Source organism: Lysobacter sp. Hz25, assembly GCF_046097045.1.
Lineage (GTDB): Bacteria > Pseudomonadota > Gammaproteobacteria > Xanthomonadales > Xanthomonadaceae > Lysobacter > Lysobacter antibioticus_B.
Genome location: NZ_CP175666.1, coordinates 893,716 through 909,069, shown reverse-complemented (window position 1 = coordinate 909,069; position 15,354 = coordinate 893,716). Strand labels below are relative to the sequence as shown.

General features: G+C 68.8%; 12 protein-coding genes. 6 read left to right on the top strand and 6 right to left on the bottom strand.

Features of this window, described 5'->3' with window-relative positions; genetic code table 11:
- Positions 1–69 precede the first annotated feature (69 nt).
- Positions 70–516 carry a carboxymuconolactone decarboxylase family protein gene (locus ACKN61_RS03720; protein ID WP_408952374.1) on the top strand — a complete coding sequence of 149 codons (447 nt, stop codon included), beginning with the start codon at positions 70–72 and terminating at the stop codon, positions 514–516.
- 261 nt (positions 517–777) lie between these two features.
- Here the strand turns inward: ACKN61_RS03720 and ACKN61_RS03715 are convergent, their stop codons facing one another.
- Positions 778–1,587: a class I SAM-dependent methyltransferase gene (locus ACKN61_RS03715; protein WP_408952373.1), complete on the bottom strand. Its 810-nt coding sequence runs from the start codon at positions 1,585–1,587 to the stop codon at positions 778–780.
- Between the two features lie 387 nt (positions 1,588–1,974).
- Between ACKN61_RS03715 and ACKN61_RS03710 the strand changes: the two genes are divergently transcribed.
- Entirely contained in the window at positions 1,975–2,907 is a 933-nt protein-coding gene (locus ACKN61_RS03710; protein ID WP_408952372.1) for a DedA family protein/thiosulfate sulfurtransferase GlpE, read from the top strand.
- A 17-nt stretch (positions 2,908–2,924) separates the two neighbouring features.
- Here ACKN61_RS03710 and ACKN61_RS03705 read toward each other — a convergent pair whose 3' ends face one another.
- Complete coding sequence (locus ACKN61_RS03705) at positions 2,925–3,314, bottom strand: VOC family protein (RefSeq protein WP_408952371.1); 390 nt, start codon at positions 3,312–3,314, stop codon at positions 2,925–2,927.
- Between the two features lie 144 nt (positions 3,315–3,458).
- Here ACKN61_RS03705 and ACKN61_RS03700 point away from each other — a divergent pair, with 144 nt between their 5' ends.
- On the top strand, positions 3,459–3,743 hold the full coding sequence (locus ACKN61_RS03700; protein ID WP_408952370.1) for a DUF4031 domain-containing protein: 285 nt from the start codon (positions 3,459–3,461) through the stop codon (positions 3,741–3,743).
- A 3-nt stretch (positions 3,744–3,746) separates the two neighbouring features.
- Here ACKN61_RS03700 and ACKN61_RS03695 read toward each other — a convergent pair whose 3' ends face one another.
- The 4 genes from ACKN61_RS03695 to ACKN61_RS03680 all read right to left on the bottom strand — a co-directional run bounded on the left by ACKN61_RS03695 (position 3,747) and on the right by ACKN61_RS03680 (position 11,014).
- Positions 3,747–4,376, bottom strand: a complete 630-nt coding sequence (locus ACKN61_RS03695) for a LysE family translocator (RefSeq protein ID WP_057919883.1) — start codon at positions 4,374–4,376, stop codon at positions 3,747–3,749.
- A 610-nt stretch (positions 4,377–4,986) separates the two neighbouring features.
- Positions 4,987–8,106, bottom strand: a complete 3,120-nt coding sequence (locus ACKN61_RS03690; RefSeq protein ID WP_408952369.1) for an autotransporter domain-containing protein — start codon at positions 8,104–8,106, stop codon at positions 4,987–4,989.
- A 737-nt stretch (positions 8,107–8,843) separates the two neighbouring features.
- Complete coding sequence (locus tag ACKN61_RS03685) at positions 8,844–9,509, bottom strand: response regulator transcription factor (protein ID WP_031372538.1); 666 nt, start codon at positions 9,507–9,509, stop codon at positions 8,844–8,846.
- Positions 9,506–11,014 (bottom strand): ATP-binding protein, encoded by a 1,509-nt coding sequence (locus tag ACKN61_RS03680; RefSeq protein WP_408952368.1) that lies wholly within the window; start codon positions 11,012–11,014, stop codon positions 9,506–9,508. The genes ACKN61_RS03685 and ACKN61_RS03680 overlap by 4 nt, the downstream gene beginning before the upstream one ends.
- A gap of 128 nt (positions 11,015–11,142) precedes the next feature.
- Between ACKN61_RS03680 and ACKN61_RS03675 the strand changes: the two genes are divergently transcribed.
- The 3 genes from ACKN61_RS03675 to ACKN61_RS03665 all read left to right on the top strand — a co-directional run bounded on the left by ACKN61_RS03675 (position 11,143) and on the right by ACKN61_RS03665 (position 15,338).
- Positions 11,143–12,354, top strand: coding sequence for a DUF418 domain-containing protein (locus tag ACKN61_RS03675; protein ID WP_408952367.1), 1,212 nt, complete (start codon positions 11,143–11,145; stop codon positions 12,352–12,354).
- A 240-nt stretch (positions 12,355–12,594) separates the two neighbouring features.
- Complete coding sequence (locus tag ACKN61_RS03670) at positions 12,595–13,188, top strand: hypothetical protein (RefSeq protein ID WP_408952366.1); 594 nt, start codon at positions 12,595–12,597, stop codon at positions 13,186–13,188.
- The gene (locus tag ACKN61_RS03665) at positions 13,185–15,338 is read left to right on the top strand and encodes a peptidase domain-containing ABC transporter (RefSeq protein ID WP_408952365.1); all 2,154 of its coding nucleotides are present in this window, start codon (positions 13,185–13,187) and stop codon (positions 15,336–15,338) included. The genes ACKN61_RS03670 and ACKN61_RS03665 overlap by 4 nt, the downstream gene beginning before the upstream one ends.
- Positions 15,339–15,354: the final 16 nt, after the last annotated feature.

Genomic DNA, 15,354 nt, shown 5'->3' with positions numbered 1-15,354 from the left:
GCCTTTCAGGAACAAACATCCTAACGTGGCGCCATCGCGTCGCACGACGCTCATCCGATGGAGACCGCCATGTCCGCCCGCCTGGATTACAACGCCGTCGACCCGCAGGGCACCCGCGCCCTGGCCGGCCTGCAAAGCTATGTCGACAAGAGCGGCCTGGAGCGCTCGTTGATCGACCTGGTCAACGTGCGCATCTCGCAGATCAACGGCTGCGCTTATTGCCTGCGCGTGCACACCGAAGAGGCGGTCGGGCGCGGCGAAAGCCATCGCCGCCTGCACCTGCTGCGGGTCTGGGCCGAGGGCCCGTTCACGGCGCGCGAACGCGCCGCCCTGGCCTGGGCCGAAGCCATCACCGCGGTCAACCAGGCGCCTGTGTCGGATGCGGTGTATGCCGAGGTCCGCGCGCAGTTCGCCGACCACGACCTGGTCGCACTGACCTATGCCGCAATCTCGATGAACGCCTGGAACCGGCTGGCGATCGCGTTTCGCAAACCGGACCCGGCCTTGGCGGAATGAGCGGAGTGCGCCGTTCAGGGCGGTAACCGCGGGCTGCGCAACACAGACCTCGACGCAGCGATGCAGGGTGGTGCCGCGGTCGCGGCTTGTGACCAAAGGGTTCTCTGTGGGACGCCGCTCCCACCCAAGCGCGCAAGCGAATCTGGCGGGAGCCCTGTAGGAGCTGCGTAAGCTGCGACCACGAAGCTGCAGCGACGGCGCAACCGTAAGAACACGGTCGCGGCTCACGCCGCTCCTGCAGGAAGCGGGACTGCTCGCTGGTCAGAAGCGGAAACGGGCCACGCGGCCCAGGTTGCGCAGCCATTCGGAGCGGTCGTACAGCTTGAACAGCCAGCGCTGCGCCCGCGGCAGGGCCGCCACCTCGACGACTTCGCTCAGGCGCGGCTCGTCGACGAACTGCAGCCGCGGATGCCAGGCTTCCAGGCTGCGCGGTTCGGCGCGGGTCCAATCGCCGATGCGGGCCTTGGTCGCGCGGATCATGGGCGCGTGGCGGAGCAGGCGCAGCGCGAGCGGGCTGTACAGATCGCACAGCAATTGCCCGCCCTGCGGAAACCGTTCGATCAGGCGCCGCACCAGTTCGCGGGCGCGGCGCTCGTCGAGGTAGGGAAACAGGCCCTCGGCGATCACCAGGACCGGGCGCTGGTTGTCGAGGCGCTCGATCCAGTCCGGCTCCATGACGTTGCTCGGCAAGGTGCGGTAGCGCCCGGCGCGTTGCGGCAGCAGCGCCTCGCGCAGGCGGATCACATCGGGAAAATCGAGGTCGATCCAATCCACTTCCAAGGGCGGATCGACCCGGAACACGCGCGAGTCCAGGCCGCAGGCCAGATGCAGCACCAGGGTGTCGGGGCGAGCTTGCAGCGCGGCGCGGGTCCAGCCGTCGATGATGCGCGAGCGCAGCGCCAGCCCGCGGATGTCCGACGGGCCCAGGCCGAAGCGTTCGAAATCGTAGTCGATGTGGCGGACCAGGTCGTCGGCCAGGGCGTCGCGCAGGATCGACGGCGTGGCGCGGTTGTCCATCGCCTTGGCATAAAGCGTGATCAACAAGGTTTCCTGACTGCCTTCCAGGCGCATCGAACACTCCCGTGACGGCCGGCCGCATCGTCCCGGCACGGGGCATTGTGCGGCCGCCGATGTGACGCCCAAGGCTACGGCGACCGCAGTTTGGACCCGCATCGGGTCCGAACGCGGCGGTCCGGCGACCGCGGCGCCGATGCCAGGCCCGCAACGATCCGTCGCCGCCATGCGATTGCAGCGGACGCGGCGCGGGCGGAAACTGCCGATGGTTTTCCAGCCGTGCGAGGCCGCCTGACCACGTTGGCTTGCCCGCGTTTACCCGGCCGCCCGGCGCGGCTTGCTCGTGTTTCCCGACCGCGTGAGGCGGTTTACTCATCTTTCCCGACCGCGTGAGGCGGCATTGCCATGTTTTCCGACCGCGTAACGCGGTCTTAGGACCGATCGATGGACGCCCTGCTGCATCTGATCCAGACCTACGGCCTGCTCGTGGTCTTCGTCAGCGTGTTCCTCGATCAGGGCGGGCTGCCGGTGCCGGCCTATCCGCCGATCATCGTCACCGCCGCGATTGCGGTGGACCAGCAGCAGAGCCTGTGGCCGATCCTGTTGATCGCCGCGCTTGCCGCCTTGCTTGCCGACAGCCTGTGGTATCTCGGCGGGCGCCGGATCGGCGCGGCCTTGCTGCGGTTGATGTGCAAGGTCTCGCTGTCGCCGGACTCGTGCGTGCTGATGACCCGCGGCGTTTATGCGCGCTGGGGTGCGCCGTCGCTGGTGGTGGCCAAGTTCGTGCCCGGCTTCGCCGCGGTCGCGACCACCCTGGCCGGCGAGACCGGCACCAGCGCGCGCCGCTTCGCCTTCTACGACGGCATCGGCGCCCTGCTCTGGGCCGGCCTCGCGGTGGCGGTCGGCGCGGTCTTCCACGAGGCCGTCAACGACGTGCTCGACAGCCTGGAGACGCTCGGCCGCTACGGCCTGCTGCTGGTGGCCGCGGCCATCGCCGCCTTCGTCGGTTACAAGCTGCTCAAGCGCCGCCTATTCCTGCGCGAACTGCGCATGGCGCGGATCACCGTGCCGGAGCTCTATCGGCTGCTCGAAGACGGCAACGGCCCGATGATCCTCGACGTGCGCTCGCAGCCGCAACGCGATGCCTCGGGCTGGATTCCCGGTGCGGTGTTCGTCGCTTCGCTGGCCGACATGTCCCTGGCCGATGTTCCCTTGGAGCGGCGCGACGAGGTCATCGTCTACTGCGATTGCCCGAACGAAGCCTCCGCCGCGACCCTCGCGCGCGAACTGCGCCGGCGCGGTTTCAAGCGCGTGCGCCCGCTGGCCGGCGGCTTCGAGGCCTGGCGCGAGCACGGCCATCTCGTCGCCCACGCCTGAGGCGGCCCCGCGGCGCCTCAGCCGCGTTCGTAGAATTCGATCGGCAAACCGTCGGGGTCGGCGAAGAAGGTGTAACGGCGCCCGGTGTATTCGTCGACGCGCACCGCCTCGACCGCGACGGCCTGCGACTGCAGCTCGGCGACGCAGGCGTCGATGTCGTCGACCGCGAAAGCGAGATGACGCAGGCCGCAAGCTTCCGGATAGGACGGCCGCGGCGGCGGATCGGGGAAGGAGAACAGCTCTATCTGGCCGCCGCCGGGCAAGGCCAGATCGAGCTTGTACGAACGCCGCGCCTCGCGATAGACCTCGGCGAGCACGCTCAGTCCGAGCACCTGGGTGTAGAAATGTTTCGAGCGTCGATAGTCGGAACAGATGATCGCGACGTGGTGGATGGCCGAGATCCGCATGATGGCTCCTGCGAGCGAGGGAAGACGCCCGCGACACAGCGATTGTCGGATACTGGGCACAGCCTGTCGCCTGCGCGGCTCTCAGCCGCGCGTCGTGACAGAATCGTCCGCGACGCGGCTGGATTCATTCCCTGGAGAGATGCGGTGACCGTGTACGTCGACGATGCCGTGTGGCCCTGGCGCGGCGAACGCTGGGCGCATCTGATGGCCGACCGCCTCGACGAGTTGCACGCCTTCGCGGCGCGGCTCGGCAAACGCCGCGAATCGTTCCAGGACAAGGCCAGCGGCTGCCACTACGACGTCACCGCGCAGATGCGCGAACGCGCGATCGCGCTCGGCGCGGTGCCGATTTCGCGCCATCGCGACCGCGCCCAGGTCCGCGCGATCATCCAGCGCGCGCGCGACCAGGCGGCCGGCCGCGCGCCTTGAGCCTCAGCGGCGGGCGTCGACCGCCATGCGCACCGCCAGCCCCGACAACACCCCGCCCATGACCCAGCGCTGCGCGGTCACCCAGCGCGGCCGTCCGGCCAGGAAGTTGGCGATGCCGCCGGCGCCGGCGACGATCAACGCGTTGACGCCGACGCTGATCGCGATCTGCAGGCTGCCCAGCAGCAGCGACTGCAGCATCACGCTGCGCTGCGGGTCGATGAACTGCGGCAGCAGCGCCAGATAAAACATCGCCACCTTGGGGTTCAACAGACTGGTCAGCAGGCCCATGGTGAACAAGCGGCGCGGACTGTCGGCAGCAAGGTCGCGGACCTGGAACGGCGAGCGCCCGCCGGGCCGCACCGCCTGCCAGGCCATCCACAGCAGATACATCGCGCCGCCGATGCGCAGCGCGTCGTAGGCGAACGGCACCGCGAACAACAGCGCGGTGATGCCGAAGGCGGCGGCGAACAGATAGAAGAAGAAGCCGACGCCGACCCCGGCCAGCGAGATCAGCCCGGCCTTGCGGCCCTGGCAGATCGAGCGCGAGACCAGGTAGATCATGTTCGGCCCGGGCGTGAGGACCATGACCAGGGCCAGGCCGGCGAAGGCCAACAGTGCCGACAGCTCGAACATGCGCATCTCCGGAGTCGTGGGGAACCGGCGCGATGCACGGGGCGATGGCGGCGGGGCCTCATCATCGCCGAATGCGGCGGCCGGCATAAGCGGGCGCGGCGCAACGCTGGGGTCCGATGGATGGCGATGGTCGGGGTGGGAGATGGGCGTTGGCTGGGATGAGCGGTGGCGGGGTTGGGTTCGTCGGGATGAGTTGGAGCCCGAGCCGGAGCAAATCCCCCCTGCCCCCCTTTTTCAAAGGGGGGAATGGCTCGGCCATGGCCTGGGAGAGGTGTCGCTGCATGGGGTGTCCGCCGATGCGACTCGCCGCACCGCCCCAACGTCCGCTCTTGCCTCTTGCCTTACCTCGCCTTACCTGCGCTTTGCCTTACCTCGCTTTGCCTTGCCCCTGCTCTGCCTCAGTCCTGCTCTGCAGCACTGCTGCTCTGCTTCGCCTTACCCCTGCCCGCTGATAGGCAGAAAGCACCCGACCTTCACCGAACGATCCCCCCTTTGAAAAAGGGGGGCCAGGGGGGATTTGCTCTGGCTCTGGCTTCTGCGCGACGCCAAAAAAGAAGCCGCAACGACCTAGATCGTTGCGACTTCGGGGGCTCCCCCTTCGGGCGGGGGGTTAGAAGCGCAGGGAATACCGCGCGTTGACTCCGTGGTCGTGCGCCTCGTCGGCGAGCTGACCGCTGTAGTTCAGTTCCAACAAGCCGTTCGCGCTCAGGCGTGCGGCGATGCCGGCTTCGAGCAAGGTGGCGTCGTCGGCCAGCGGCGCGCCGTGGACCTGGAAGGCGTCGCCGCCGCGCCAGGCCACCGAGGTCGCCGGGTTGAGGTCGCCGCTGGCATGGCGACGGCCGAGGCCGCCGCGCAGGCTCAGCCAGCTCAGCTCCTGCTGCGAGCCCTTCAGGTCGACGTTGAAGCGCAGCCCCAGCGTCGACAGGTTGACGCGGCTGTCGGCGCTGCGGCCGGTCAGCGCTGCGGCGCCGCCGCTTTCCTGGAAGCCGTCGCTCTTCACCCGCACCTGGGCGAACTGCGCATACGGCTCGAACGCCCAGGCGCCGGCGTCGAAGCGGTAGCCGCCTTCGACGAAGCCCTGCTTACTGTCGGCGTCGTAGTTGGAACGGGCACGATCGTTGAAGCCGTTGAAGGCGATGCCGCGATCCAGGTCGACGTCGTGACGGGCGAACGCGACGCCGGCGCTGAGGCCGAAACCGCCCCAGTTCTGGCCGGCGTACAGGCCCAAGTGACGGGTCTTGATGCGGCCCTTGTCGTTGCGGGCATCGTTGTTGTCGCTGCGGCCGCTGCCGCCGAGCACGCCGATGCGCCAGCCGCCGTCGAAGCGGTAGTCGTAACCGAGCAGGGTGGCCGAGCCGTTGTACTCGTTGCGCGCGGCATTGCCGTCGCCGCCCAGGGTGCCGCCGGACTTCAGCAACTGCACCCAGGCGCCCTGCGAGGATTCGCCGGCGCTGTCGGCGGCGAAATCGCCGCGACCGGCGCGCGCACGGCCCAAGGCGGCATCGCGCACATGGCGGTTGTCGTCGACCATGATCGAACGCAGGCTGGCGTGGGCCTCGCCGCTGAGCGCGTCGAGCGCGGCCAGTGCCTGCTCCGGGAACAGCTGGGTCAGCGGCTGCGGAATGCCCTGGCCGATCGCGAGACGGTCGGCCGCGGTGGCGGCGGCACGCTGGTTGTCGGTCTGTGCGCTCGCCGCCAGCGAAGCGCCGCGGGTCACGTCGATACCGACCTGGTTGGCCGCATAGTTGAGGCCGAACTTGAGGAACGGCGAGAACGCGGTCTGGTCGAGCGAGGCGAACTGGCCGCTGACGCCGCCGGCCGCGCTGATCAGGTTGAACGACTGGCCGAGCATGTACTGGCCCGGCGCATGCAACACGACCAGCTTGCCGCCTTCGAGACGGGCCTGGCCGCTGACGTCGATGCGGTCGGAGGCGCCGCCGGCCGACAGCTCGGCGACATAGGTCGAACCCGCCGCTTGCACGTAATTGCCCTGCACGCTCAGGGTGCCGATCGAATTGCCCGGCGACACCGCGCCTTCGATGCGCACGTCGCCGACGATGCGGCCGCTACCGCCGAGCGCGCCGCCGGCGAGCACCGGCAAGGAGGCCGTGGTCAGGCTGCCGTTGACGACCAAGGTGCCGCCTTCGACCTGCGCGGCGTAGGTGTTGTTGCCGGTCAGTTCGAGCACGCCGTCCTTGACCTTGAGGCCGCCGAAACTGTTATTGCCGCTCAGGCGCAGCCAGCCGAGACCGGACTTGCTCAACACGCCGGGGCCGCCGATGTCGTTGCGCCAGTCGTCCCAGGCCTTGCCGTCCCACACCTTGGCGCCGCCGCCCGGGCGGTCCATCACCACGTCGGTGTCGACGCGGATCTGGCCCGGGCCGTCGATGGCTTTCTTCAGATCGATCAAGCCCCAGCCGTAGATCTCGTCCACGCCGGGCGCGCCGAGATCGGTCGCGGTGGTCAGCAGAATGTCGCGGACCTGGGTGTTGGCGAGATAGGGGAAGCGCTCCATCAGCAGGCCGAGCGAACCGACCGCGTGCGGCGTCGCCATCGAGGTGCCGCTGAGGTTGCCGTATTCGAACGTCGGCGCGCCGGCGCTGATGTCGAAGGAAATCGTTCCGTCTGGATTGCGCACCAGCCCGCCCTGCAGCGATTCCTCGCCGCCGAGCACGGTCGAGTTGATCGTCGAACCCGGTGCGGCGACGCACCAGTTCGCGGTCTGCGCGCAACGCATCGACGAAGCGCTCAGCACCAGGTTCTGATTGACGTTGACCACGGTCAGCCAGTACGGCTCGAGTTCGGCGCGGCCGCGCGGCAGACTCGCGTACAGACCGGCTTGCGGCGCGGTCTGCGGGGTCGTGCCGGCGACGTTGTGATTGCCCGCCGCCCACACCTGCAGCATGCCCTTGTCGAGCGAGCCCTTGGCGAAGGTGTCGAAATAGGCGGCGTTGTCGGGGTCGAACAGATAGCCGTCGAGCTGGGCCAGCGTACTCGGCTCGTTGGCCAAGCCCCAGCTGTGGTTGAGCGCGCGCACGCCCTGCTCGTTCATCTGCGCGTACATGCCGGCGACGGTCGCGTCTTCCGGACCGACGCCGCCGATGCTGACGACGCTGTAGCCGCCGGTGGCGCTGCGCGCCCACTCGCGCACGCTGTTGAACGACCACTTGGCCGCGGTCAGGTCGGCGCCGAAGGCGACGCCGTGCATGCCGCTGCCGTCGCGGTTGGCGGCGATGGTGCCGCCGACGTGGGTGCCGTGGGTGTTGAACTCCCAGCCCGGCTGCACGTAGGGGCCGGCCTGGATGATGCGGCGGATGTTCTCGGGCACGTTGGCGTTGAAGCCGACGTAACGGATCTGCGCCTGGTCGCCGCGCGAGGTGAAGCAGGCGCCGGCGCCGCCGATGATCGAGGTGTTGGTGCAAACGCTGCCGTCGGCGAGCACGTCGGCCATGTGCACGGCGCGGTGGTCCTTGCCGGCGAACTCGGGATGGCCGAACACCGTGCCGCTGTCGTACACGCCCAGACGGATGCCCTTACCGGTCAGGCCGCGCGCATAGGCGTACTGGGCGTTGCTCGCGGCCAGGCCCCAATCGGAGTTGAATTCGTCGCTGCGCCAGCTGTCGGGATTGCCGAGCTGGCCCATCGTGTTCGCGTTCTGCGCCGCGGCCGACGCCGAAACGGCGAGCAGGCCGCCGACGATGGCGAGCGAAAGCAGGGAACGGGAATGCATGCGTTGCGTGACGCTTTTGCGCGTGGTGCGGGTATTGCCTTGCATCGGTCAGTAGTCCCTTATCGTGTCGAAAGCGCGGCGTGGCGGCGCTTGAAGCAGTGGTCCGATGCCTATGGCGGCATCGTGTTCGGTCGATCTTCGTGCGACCTGTGTGAATCACAAACGCAGGGACACGCGCGCCTCCCTACCCGCTCACCTCATCGGGCAGGCATGACTAACGACGCTTGCGCGGCGAGCGAGGCGACGGAGCGATCGATTCGACTTTGCCGAATCTGTCATTCCGGACCATCGCAAAACGCACGCATGCTTGAGAAGCCACGAGAGTTATTTGTCGTCGTCCCCGCGCAGGCGGGGCGTAGGGCTTCACCGAAGCGTCGCTCTGAAGTCTCTGGATCCCCGCCTTCGCGGGGATGACGGCTTTGAGAGGCGCAGCGAGACCTCCCTACCGTCGTTCCCGCGTAGGCGGGAACCCAGGGCTTCACCGAAGCGTCGCTCTGAAGTCTCTGGATCCCCGCCTTCGCGGGGATGACGGCTTTGAGAGGCGCAGCGAGACCTCCCTACCGTCGTTCCCGCGTAGGCGGGAACCCAGGGCTTCACCGAGGCATCGCTGTGAAGTCTCTCCCCCGGCCCGGGCGCATAACGCCCTGGCGTTCATGAGTGCGCGAGTCAGTCGCCCGCAAGCGCATCCATGCGCCCCGCGTTCGCGGAGACCACGGTTGAATGAGGTCGCGGAACCTTCAGCCGCCGCCGTGCTCGGATTCCGCCGACATCAGGCCGCGCCGCCAGGCGAACGCGACCGCCTCGGTGCGGTCGGCCAGGTGCAGCTTGGCCAGCACGTTGCCGAGGTGCGACTTCACCGTCTTCTCGCCGATGTTCAAGGCCGCGGCGATGCGCGCATTGCTGCCGCCCTCGGCGAGCTTGCGCAAGACGTCCAACTCGCGTTCGGTCAGGCAGGCGAAGGGGTCCTCGCGCGGCTCGCGTTTGCGCCGCACCGCCTTGAGGATGCGCTGGGCGACGAAGGGGTGGATCACCGCCTCGCCGCCGGCGATGCGGCGCAAGGTCGCCAGCAGCTCGTCGCCGAGCATGCTCTTGAACAACAGCGACTGCGCGCCGGCCTCGATCGCGGCGAAGGCCAGGTCGTCCTGATCAGTCGAGGTCAGCACCGCGATGGCGCTGCGCGGGCTCAGGCCCTTGATCGCGCGGATCGCCTCGACGCCGTCGACGTCGGGCATCATCAGGTCGATCACGATCAGGTCCGGCGCCAGTTCGCGCGCCAGCGCGATCGCCTCGGCGCCGCCGCCGGCTTCGCCGACGACTTCGAAGTCGTCGGTCAGCATCAACAGGCTGCGGATGCCCTTGCGCACCACCTCGTGGTCGTCGACCAGCAATACCGATGTGCTCATGCCTGGATTCCCTGCGATTCCAACGTGAACGACACGGTCACCACCGTGCCGCTGGGCGAGCTGGCGAGCCGGAAGCGTCCGCCCGGCAGCGTGCGTGCGCGCAAGCGCATGTTCGCCAGGCCCATGCCGGTGGCCTCGTGTTCGTTGGGGACGAAGCCGCAGCCGTCGTCCTGGATGGTCCAGCCGTAGCGGTTGCCGGAATTGTTGAGGACCACCTCGATGCGGCGCGCACCGCTGTGGCGCAGGCTGTTGCTGACCGCCTCGGTGGCGATCATCAACAGCTGACCGGCATGCTGCGGCCACGCGCCCAGGCCGCGCTCGGCGACGCCGTCGAGCAACAGCCGCCACTCGATCTCGCTGCCGGCGAGCAGATGCGAGCAAGTGTCCTCGATGGCCTTGCGCAAGCCCTGCTCGGCCACGGTCGGCGCCGAGAAGCGCTGGATCACGTCGGCCAGATCGCGCTGCAGTTGCCCGGTCAGACCGAGCGCAGCCTTGATCAAGGTGATCTGGCGCGGGTCCTGCTCGCCGCCCTCGCGCTGGCTCAGGTGATCGAGCACGCTGAGCTGCAGGCCGAGGGCGAAGCTGCGCTGCTTGGCGGTGTCGTGCAGGTCGCGGGCGAGGCGGTTGCGCTCCTCCGACACCGCCAACGCCTGGCGCACCTGGATCACTTCGCCGAGCGCATCGGCCATGCGGTCGAAACGCTGCGACAAGCGCCCGAACTCGTCGCGACCGGCATCGTGGATGCGCGCGCCGAGTTCGCCCGCGGCCCACGCATCCGCGGCGCGCTCGGCATGGCCGATCCGGCGTGTCAGCAGGGTCGCCACGGCGATCGCCGACATCGCGCTGATCAGCACCAGATAGATCGCCAGGCTTTCGATGTCGCCCGAGTCCATGTGCATGAAGGTCGCCAGCGAGCCGCCGGCGTGCTGGCCGACGCTGAGGGTCGCGCCCGGGGTCCGCGCCAGCGGCAAGGCCACCGCGCTGATCCAGTCGCCTTCGCGCTCGTGCCGGCGCGGCACCGGCGCATGCGACGACACCGCTTCCTGCTCGATCTCCTCCAGCAGCTGCGCCAGCGGCGCACTCGCCTGCGAGGGATAGCGGCAGAGGCGGCCGTCGCGGTCGCGATAGCGGATCGACAAACGGCCGTCGTGGGTGCTGCCGGCGAAGCTGTGCGAGTTCATCCACTCCTGCGAGTCCATGCCGACGATGCGCACCAGCAACGCCTGCAGGATCGCTTCGCATTGCGCGTGCGACGTCATGGCCAGGTCGGGCAATGCGCCGAACTGCTGCAATTCGCGTTGCATCGCGCCCTGCAGCACCGGCGGCGCCATCGCCTCGCGCACCTCGGTGCGCGACAGGTACAGGTCCAGGCCGGACAGCAGCGCGGTGCTGATCCACGAGGCGATCAGCATCGACAGCAGGCATTTCCAGAACAGCCCGCTCCACCAGCGGCGCGCCGGCGCGCGCGCGGCCGGCACCGGGCGTGCGGCGGGGATTTCGCTCATGCCGCCAGTATTCCAGTTTCCGCGCGCGGCGAATCCGCCAAACGTCCCGGTTGGCTCCCGTCGCCGGCCCGATGCGAGCGCCACGGCGCCGCGCGCAGCATCCACGCTCCCCCGTTCGTGCCGCCCACATGACCGCATCCGCCCGCATCGTGCCGCCACGTATCGAACAGCTCGACGCCCTGCGCGGCTTCGCCCTGTTCGGCATCCTGGTCGTCAACCTCGGCGTGTTCGCCTCGCCCTATTACGGCCTGGGCTTGCCCGATCCGGGTTACGACGGAGGGCTGGACCGCGCGGTGCGCCTGCTCGTTGCCGGCCTGTTCGAGATGAAGTTCTACCTGCTGTTTTCGTTCCTGTTCGGTTACAGCTTCAGCCTGCAGCTCGATTCGGCGCAGCGCGCCGGCGAGGCCTTCGTGCCGCGCATGCTGCGGCGTTTGCTCGGGCTGTGGCTGATCGGCCTGACCCATGCCGTGCTGCTGTTCCACGGCGACATCCTCGGCACCTATGCGGCGATGGGCTTGGCCCTGCTGGCGATGCGCGCGCTGTCGGAGCGCGCCGCGTTGCGTAGCGCCCTGGCCCTGATCGTGGCCACCGCCGTCGCCTGGGCCGGATTGGCTTTGCTGATTCGGCTCAGTGGCGAAACCGGCGCCGCCGATGCCCGCATGGCCGCGGCCGAAGCGCAGGCGACCCTCGCCGGCTTCACCGGGCCGCCCAGCGCGGTCGTCGCCCAGCGCATAAGCGAACTGGCGTCGACCGGGATCGTGCTCGCCTTCATGCAGGCGCCATGCGCCTTGGCGATGTTCCTGTTGGGCCGGGTCGCCGGCCGTCGCCAAGTGTTCGCCCGCCTCGATCGCTATCGACCGTTGCTGCGCAGGCTGCGCCGTTGGGGTTTCGGCATCGGCCTGCCGGCTGCGGCGCTCTATGCCGGCGTCTCCACCTTCGAGCCCGGCGGCGCGCTCGAACTGGCGGCGCTGGCCTTGAGCCTGCTGACCGCGCCCTTGCTGACCGGCGCTTATGCCGCCCTGGCCATGAGCGGCTTCGCCGGCCGCGCCGGCCCGCGACTCGTGCGATGGCTGGCCCCGGCCGGGCGCATGGCCTTGTCGAACTACCTGCTGCAATCGGCGGCCGCCGCGCTGGTGTTCACCGGCTACGGCCTCGGCCTGATGGGACGGGTTTCGCCGCTCGCAGTGCTGGTTTTCGCGATCCTGCTGTTCGGCGCGCAACTGCGCCTCAGCGCCTGGTGGATGCAGCGTCACGGCTACGGCCCGATGGAATGGCTGTTGCGCGCGATCACCCTCGGCAGCTGGCCGCGCTGGCGCAAACCCGCGCGCGATGCCGCTTGAGCATGCGCTGCGCCTCGATCGCCTTCGCATCGCGGCATAGCAGATAGCAGCAGGGCTGAACGATTTGTTGCAATCCCCGCGAACCGTGACGGCGTTCGACAATGGCGACCTGGAAACGCCATCGGCCTTGTACGACACTCAGCGACCGAGTCGTAACGGCAGGAGACGACAGACGCACCGTGATCGCCATGGGTTCGCCGAACGGCCCCCTTGGATCCTCGCCACGCGTCTGAGGCTTACGTGCACGAAGACCTGTTCAGACGCGAAATGCTGGAAGCCAGGAAACAACGCTGGCTCGGCAGCATCCGCCTGCCGATCTCGCGCCTGGGCTGGCCGATGGCCGCGCTCGCCCTGCTCGGTCTGCTCGCACTGGCAGCGCTGCTCGCATTCGGGCGCTACACCCATAGCGAACGCGTCGACGGTGTGCTCGTAGCGCAGGCGCAGGCCGCACCGAGCGGCCCCTCGCCCCTGCAGGCGCAGGTGTGGGTGCCCGATCGCGCCATCGCCGCGATCCGCCCCGGCACGCCGGCGGTCCTGCGCTACCGCGCGTTCCCGTATCAGCGCTACGGCGTGCAGCAAGGCCGCGTGGTCGCGATAGCCGCCGCGGCCTCATCGCCCGACGAGGTCCACCGGCGCAGCGGCCTGCGCCCGGACGCGCCGGCCTGGTCCGTGCAGGTCGAGCTGGATCGCCAGCGCATCGGCACGCAGGCATTGCAGGCGGGTATGCGAGTCGATGCGGAGCTGCAATTGGAGCAGCGACGCCTCTACGAGTTCGTGTCGGCGCCGCTGTCGAACACCGAGGCCGCACCCGACGCGCATCGGACGGGCTCATGAGCGCGAAGCCCGTGCCGGTCATCCAGCAGAACGAATTGGCCGAGTGCGGCCTGGCCTGTCTGGCGATGATCGCCGTCCACCATGGCCACGACATCGATCTGAGCAGCCTGCGCCGGCGCTTCCCGGTGTCGCCGCGCGGCGCCACCCTGGCGCGTTTGATCAAGATCGCCGGCGCGCTCGGCTTCGACACCCGCCCGTTGCGGGCCGAGATCGAGCACCTCGCCGATCTGCGCCTGCCGTGCGTGCTGCATTGGGACCTCAATCATTTCGTCGTGCTCAAGCGCATCGCCCGCGGCCGCGCCGAACTGCACGACCCGGCGCGCGGCGCGGTCAGTCTGCCGCTGGCCGAGTTCGGCCGCCACTACACCGGCATCGCCCTGGAACTGTCGCCGAAGACCGACTTCGTGCCGATGCGCGAACGCCAGCGCCTGAGCCTGCGCGGGCTCGCCGGCCGCATCGTCGGCCTGCGCCGCGCCGGTGCGCAGATCCTGATCCTGGCGCTGAGCCTGGAGGTGTTCACCCTGCTGCTGCCGCTGGCGATGCAGTGGGTGATCGACCGCGTTCTGGTGGCCGCCGACATCGGCTTGTTGAACCTGCTCGGCATCGGCTTCCTGGTCGTGGTGGTGTTCCAGGCGACGCTCACGGCGATGCGCGGTTGGCTGGTCGCCGACCTCGGCGCCGCCTTGAACTCGCAATGGCTGGCCAATCTGTTCGGCCACCTGATGCGGCTGCCGCTGGATTTCTTCGAAAAGCGCCATGTCGGCGGAGTGATGTCGCGTTTCGTCTCGGTGCAGGCGATCCAGCAGACCCTGACCGGCAGCTTCGTCGAGAGCCTGCTCGACGGCCTTACCGTGACTCTGGTGCTGGCGCTGCTGCTGTTCTACAGCCCGCCGCTGACGGCGTTGGTGCTGGCCGCGTTCGCCGTCTACGCGATTCTGCGCTGGGCCGCGTACCGGCGGTTGTGGCGGCTCAAGGAGGAGCAGCTGATCCACGTCGCCAAGCAGCAGAGCCTGTTGATCGAGTCGATCCAGGGCGTGCAGACGATCAAGCTCGGCAATCAACAGGACGACCGCCGCGGGCGCATCGCCAACGCCAGCGTCGAGGTGGCCAATCGCGAGGCCGCGATCGCCCGCACCACCGCGGTGTTCTCGGCCTTGTCGAAGCTGGTGTTCGGCGCCCAGCGCGTGCTGCTGATCTGGCTCTGCGCCTGGCTGACCCTGCAGGGCCGCTTCAGCGCCGGCATGATGGTGGTGTTCGTCGCCTATGCCGACCTGTTCGCCACCCGCACCGGCAGCCTGATCGACAAGCTCGTCGACCTGCGCCTGCTCGGCCTGCACGGCCAACGCATCGCCGACATCGCCTTCGAGCCGCCCGAAGCGCACGTGCACACCGACTACGCCGGCCCGGTGCCGGCGCCGCGCATCGAGATCGAGCGGCTCAGCTTCCGCTATGCCGACGACGAGCCGTGGATCCTGCGCGACTGCAGTTTCAACATCGAAGCCGGCGAATCGGTGGCGATCGTCGGCGCCTCGGGTTGCGGCAAGACCACCCTGGCCAAGCTGATCCTCGGCCTGCTGCGCCCGAGCTCGGGCACGATCCGCATCGGCGGCGTCGACATCCACGAGTACGGCCTAGCCGCGTACCGCGAACTGTTCGGCGCGGTGATGCAGGAGGACGTGCTGTTCGCCGGCTCGATCGGCGAGAACATCGCCTCCTTCGACCACGCCGCCGACCCCGGGCGCATCGAGGCGGCGGCGCGCGCGGCGCGCATCCACGACGACATCGCGGCGATGGCGATGGGTTACGAATCGCTGGTCGGCGACTTGGGTTCGTCGCTGTCGGGCGGACAGAAACAACGCGTGCTGTTGGCGCGCGCCCTGTACCGGTCGCCGGCGATCCTGTTGCTCGACGAGGCCACCAGCCACCTCGACGTCGCCCGCGAGCACGAGATCAATCGCGAGATTTCCGCCTTGCGCATGACCCGCATCGTCATCGCGCACCGGCCCGATACGATCCGCAGCGCAGACCGCGTCGTCGCCTTGCGCGACGGCATCAGTGAACAGATCACAACGCCCGAGTTTGCAATCCCCATCGCTTCGCGCATTCAGGGCGAAAGTGAGATCGCGATTAGCAAACCGCGACTTTCATAGTTGCTAGCATCGATGC

Bases quoted from the DNA above. Each gene is read 5' to 3' on its own strand.
- ACKN61_RS03665 (WP_408952365.1), top strand. From the start codon at position 13,185: ATGAGCGCGAAGCCCGTGCCGGTCATCCAGCAGAACGAATTGGCCGAG.
- ACKN61_RS03690 (WP_408952369.1), bottom strand. From the start codon at position 8,106: ATGCATTCCCGTTCCCTGCTTTCGCTCGCCATCGTCGGCGGCCTGCTC.
- ACKN61_RS03685 (WP_031372538.1), bottom strand. From the start codon at position 9,509: ATGAGCACATCGGTATTGCTGGTCGACGACCACGAGGTGGTGCGCAAG.
- ACKN61_RS03680 (WP_408952368.1), bottom strand. From the start codon at position 11,014: ATGAGCGAAATCCCCGCCGCACGCCCGGTGCCGGCCGCGCGCGCGCCG.
- ACKN61_RS03705 (WP_408952371.1), bottom strand. From the start codon at position 3,314: ATGCGGATCTCGGCCATCCACCACGTCGCGATCATCTGTTCCGACTAT.
- ACKN61_RS03715 (WP_408952373.1), bottom strand. From the start codon at position 1,587: ATGCGCCTGGAAGGCAGTCAGGAAACCTTGTTGATCACGCTTTATGCC.
- ACKN61_RS03695 (WP_057919883.1), bottom strand. From the start codon at position 4,376: ATGTTCGAGCTGTCGGCACTGTTGGCCTTCGCCGGCCTGGCCCTGGTC.
- ACKN61_RS03675 (WP_408952367.1), top strand. From the start codon at position 11,143: ATGACCGCATCCGCCCGCATCGTGCCGCCACGTATCGAACAGCTCGAC.
- ACKN61_RS03710 (WP_408952372.1), top strand. From the start codon at position 1,975: ATGGACGCCCTGCTGCATCTGATCCAGACCTACGGCCTGCTCGTGGTC.
- ACKN61_RS03720 (WP_408952374.1), top strand. From the start codon at position 70: ATGTCCGCCCGCCTGGATTACAACGCCGTCGACCCGCAGGGCACCCGC.